The following is a 3320-nucleotide window of genomic DNA, read 5'->3' on the forward strand; positions in this document are numbered from 1 at the left end:
CCGGTATCCGCGGATTTTTTGGATATTCCCTACGGTTCAGGCAATCTGGAGCTGGAAATCAATGGTCACCCGGACAAGGGGTTTACCATTGTCTGTCAGGCTGACATGAACGATCTGATAATCGAGCGTCTGCCTGGGGCCGCGGCAGGGAAACAGCGACTGGCGCAGAATGTGTCCGCCGATCTGGTGGCGACCGGTTACCTGGCGGTTAAAGATAACTATGTTAATCTGAAAAGTGCCCGGCTGAATCTTCCGGGTGGAACCACTGTTTTTTCCAAAGGGTTGATCAAATATGGCGATCACCTGGTATTGGATCTGTTGAATGATGTCAAGGTGCCAAAACTTGAAGATTTGACTGCCAGGCTGCCGGCGGTATTCGGGATTATCGGCGCTCCAGCCGGCGATTGCAGCGGTAAAATTAATATTATCGGCAACCTGGCGGCTAATCCGGTACTCCGGCTGAACCTGTCATCACAGCACCTGTCATTTCTGCAGCCGGGAATGGGAACAGTCATTGGGACAGGGAATTCGCGGAGTGAAAATTCCGCCAGCGGCGGGAACAGTTGCTCGCCGATGAAATTATTGGAGCGCTTGCTCGCCTGGTCCGTGGACAGTGACTGGTTGACCGAGATTCGTTGTACGGTGGACACGCTGGATCTTTGTCCTGCTTCCTTCAGTGAGGTGGAACTGGCGGGTAAGAAGATGATGAATCAGCTGGTGGTTGAGAAACTGGCCGGGAAAACTGCCGGTGGCGACCTGCGTATTTCGCTGGTGGTGGATGATCTGCTCCATGAACCTTTATGGAATGGTTCCCTGGTCATCAAAAAGGTAAATCTGGAAAAAGTTCTGCCTGGCTGGCCGCTGAGCGGAGAAATGGATGGTTCCCTGGTGCTGGGAGGGGTGGCTCCCACAGTTGATGATACCTCCTCGGCATGGCTTGAGAGCGTCAGGGGCAGCGGCACTTTGACGGTGCAGAAAGGTGTTTTTAAAGCTCATCGGCTGACTGGCTCCCTTTTTGGTTTCAGCCGGCTGATAGGTTTGCAGCCCGCCGATTTTCTGGCGCCTTTCAGCCGTCTGCAGATCCCGGTTAGAATTTCCACTAAAACCTGTCGGATGAAGAAGGTAAAGCTGAGCTCTCCGTGGTATTTTTTTCAGGGTGATGGTGGACTCGATTTTGCCGGCAACCTGTCTCTGCGGGGGATTTTATCCTACGCTGATCCGGCCGGTCCCTTTACTCCCGGCCGGCCCTTTCCCTATCGTCGCCGACTGAAAGCCAAGGGCAGTCTTGACCGGCTGACCTGGCAATAGGGTTAATCAGAAAATGATCATCTCCTGATGAAAGCTTTCAGCTGTCAGTGCTCAGCTTTCAGCAAAATATTGAAGAAATAGTTGGCTGTCAGAGGTGTTCGGGGATGGTTCGAAGCGGGTTTCCGCAGCCGACAAATCACCCGGATGGTGATTTGGGCTGTGGACCTCGGAAGCCGCACACGATGTGCGGCGAGAATGAGCGTGAACCATCCCCGGACACCTCTTGTTAATCTACCTGCTTGGCTTTCTAGATCTATAGGCTGCCTTGAAAAATTAGAATTTTTGTTTGAGTACAAGGCAGGCGAAAATTATAACCGCAGGAATATATTTAATATTTTGAGGATTGTAATTTGAGCCTAACGCAGTAATCGAGCAAAAAGGCCATTTTTCAAGGTAGCCTATAAAAAATATAGCAGCAGTTCTTCCCCCTTAGCCGGTGGGGCGGAAATCCAGTATGCCAGCCGTTCCCGGCAGAAAATATAGTGTACCTGCCCCATCCCGAGAAACTTATAGACTTTGATTTTGTTGATGTTCACGGTTTCCGGATCGTGAAAGGGTGAGCGGGGATTGCTCACCATTTTATCCGCCATGATTTCAGCCTGTTCCCGGGTCAGTTTCACAGTTTTGCTCCGTGATATCCAGATCATGGCCGGGCGTTTCCCCGCGGTCTGGTAGGTGCCGATAGCCCCGGCTTCCACGGTAATACTTTTGCCGTGCAGCTGGTTGATTTTTTCCAGCGCTTCAGCGCCGGTAACCAGCTGAACCCGCTGCCAGCTGCCGATTGCGGCCGGAAACAGACTTTCAAGCTCCATTGGACCAGTGGTTTTCTGGCCACCGCAGCCAAACAGTATTACTATCACCAGCACTGTCAAACCTGCTTCAATTATCCGCCTCATTTTCATCCTTATCACCTCTATTCTGATTCCATTTTTGGCCAGGACTTCGGCGGCAAAAGAGCCGACGGTGCCGAGGCCGATTTCACCGATGGCCACCGGTTTGAGTGTTGTTATTGCCTGCCGCAGCCCTGATTCGGGGAAAGAACCGTTTTTTAGCCATTCCGGGTGGATGCCGACCCCGGAATAAATTCTTTTATTTTCAGCCGCCAGCCCGGCGGCGGCAAAACTTGAAGGCAGATCATAAGCCGGGACGATAATTTCTCTCACCCGCTGCTGTCGGGCTTTGGCGATGACTTCCGGCAGCCGGCCAAAGAGCGGCTCGTCGGTGAGATGGCAGTGGGTATCAATGAAAGATAGCATGGTTTCAGTCTTCAGGGGTCAGCAAAAGGCTATGCTTGCTAATAATCTTTGTACGTAAATATTCGACTACGTTTTCAGAAAAGATAAAAATACTCTCACAGAGGCACAAAGTCACAGAGAATCCCAGTCATTTGCCCTCTGTGACTCCGTGTCTCTGTGAGAAATAATAAAAATTTGTCAATCTATAGACAAAGTCGAATATTTACCTTTGTACCTATTCAGTATTATATTTTCTCTCACCACAGAGGCCACTGAGCTCACAGAGAAAAACATTAAATGGCCTGCCTCTGTGAACTCTGTGTTCTCTAGTGAGCATTAGCGAACGAGTGGTTTATAGTGTTTTTTTGGGGTGGCAATCGTCCTTGGGAAATTTTTTAAAAAAATATCTATCAACCGGGAGCTTTTTTGTCAATCAAAGTCGGCTGAAAGTGAAAAAAACCAAAAAAAGATGAAAAAAAGGGTAGAAAAGTACCCTGATCGGGCAAAAAACTTCCACTCTTTACCTGTCTGAAGGCCGTAAAAAATTAGAATTTTATAACCCCTTGAATTTATAGCTTAAAATTTTTTTGAAAAAAATGGCATAATTCTCGCAATAGTTACTATAACAGTGAATTTAGTGGAAGAAAATTACATAGTATTAATAATAAGGGGGTTAACTATGAAGAAAGCGATGATGGTAGCCGCTTTGGCCTTGGGTTTGGTGTTGATCAGCATGCCGGCATTTGCCCTTGAATTGGGGACGAATATTACAATTTA

General features: G+C 48.7%; 3 protein-coding genes. 1 reads left to right on the forward strand and 2 read right to left on the reverse strand.

The features are described 5' to 3' along the window. The coding region (locus U9P07_06605; protein ID MEA2109074.1) for an AsmA-like C-terminal region-containing protein at positions 1-1308 on the forward strand (1308 nt) is incomplete at its 5' end. Positions 1309-1359: 51 nt separating this feature from the next. Here the strand turns inward: U9P07_06605 and U9P07_06610 are convergent. Together U9P07_06610 and U9P07_06615 are read right to left on the reverse strand one after the other, a co-directional pair. After that, entirely contained in the window at positions 1360-1518 is a 159-nt protein-coding gene (locus U9P07_06610; protein ID MEA2109075.1) for a hypothetical protein, read from the reverse strand. Positions 1519-1706: 188 nt separating this feature from the next. Continuing rightward, the gene (locus U9P07_06615; protein MEA2109076.1) at positions 1707-2564 is read right to left on the reverse strand and encodes a TatD family hydrolase; all 858 of its coding nucleotides are present in this window, start codon (positions 2562-2564) and stop codon (positions 1707-1709) included. Positions 2565-3320: the final 756 nt, after the last annotated feature.

The organism is Pseudomonadota bacterium, assembly GCA_034660915.1.
Taxonomy (GTDB): Bacteria; Desulfobacterota; Anaeroferrophillalia; order Anaeroferrophillales; family Anaeroferrophillaceae; genus DQWO01.

Excerpts from the sequence above, each read along its gene's own strand:
- U9P07_06610 (MEA2109075.1), bottom strand. The coding sequence starts at position 1,518 with ATGGTTCACGCTCATTCTCGCCGCACATCGTGTGCGGCTTCCGAGGTC.
- U9P07_06615 (MEA2109076.1), bottom strand. The coding sequence starts at position 2,564 with ATGCTATCTTTCATTGATACCCACTGCCATCTCACCGACGAGCCGCTC.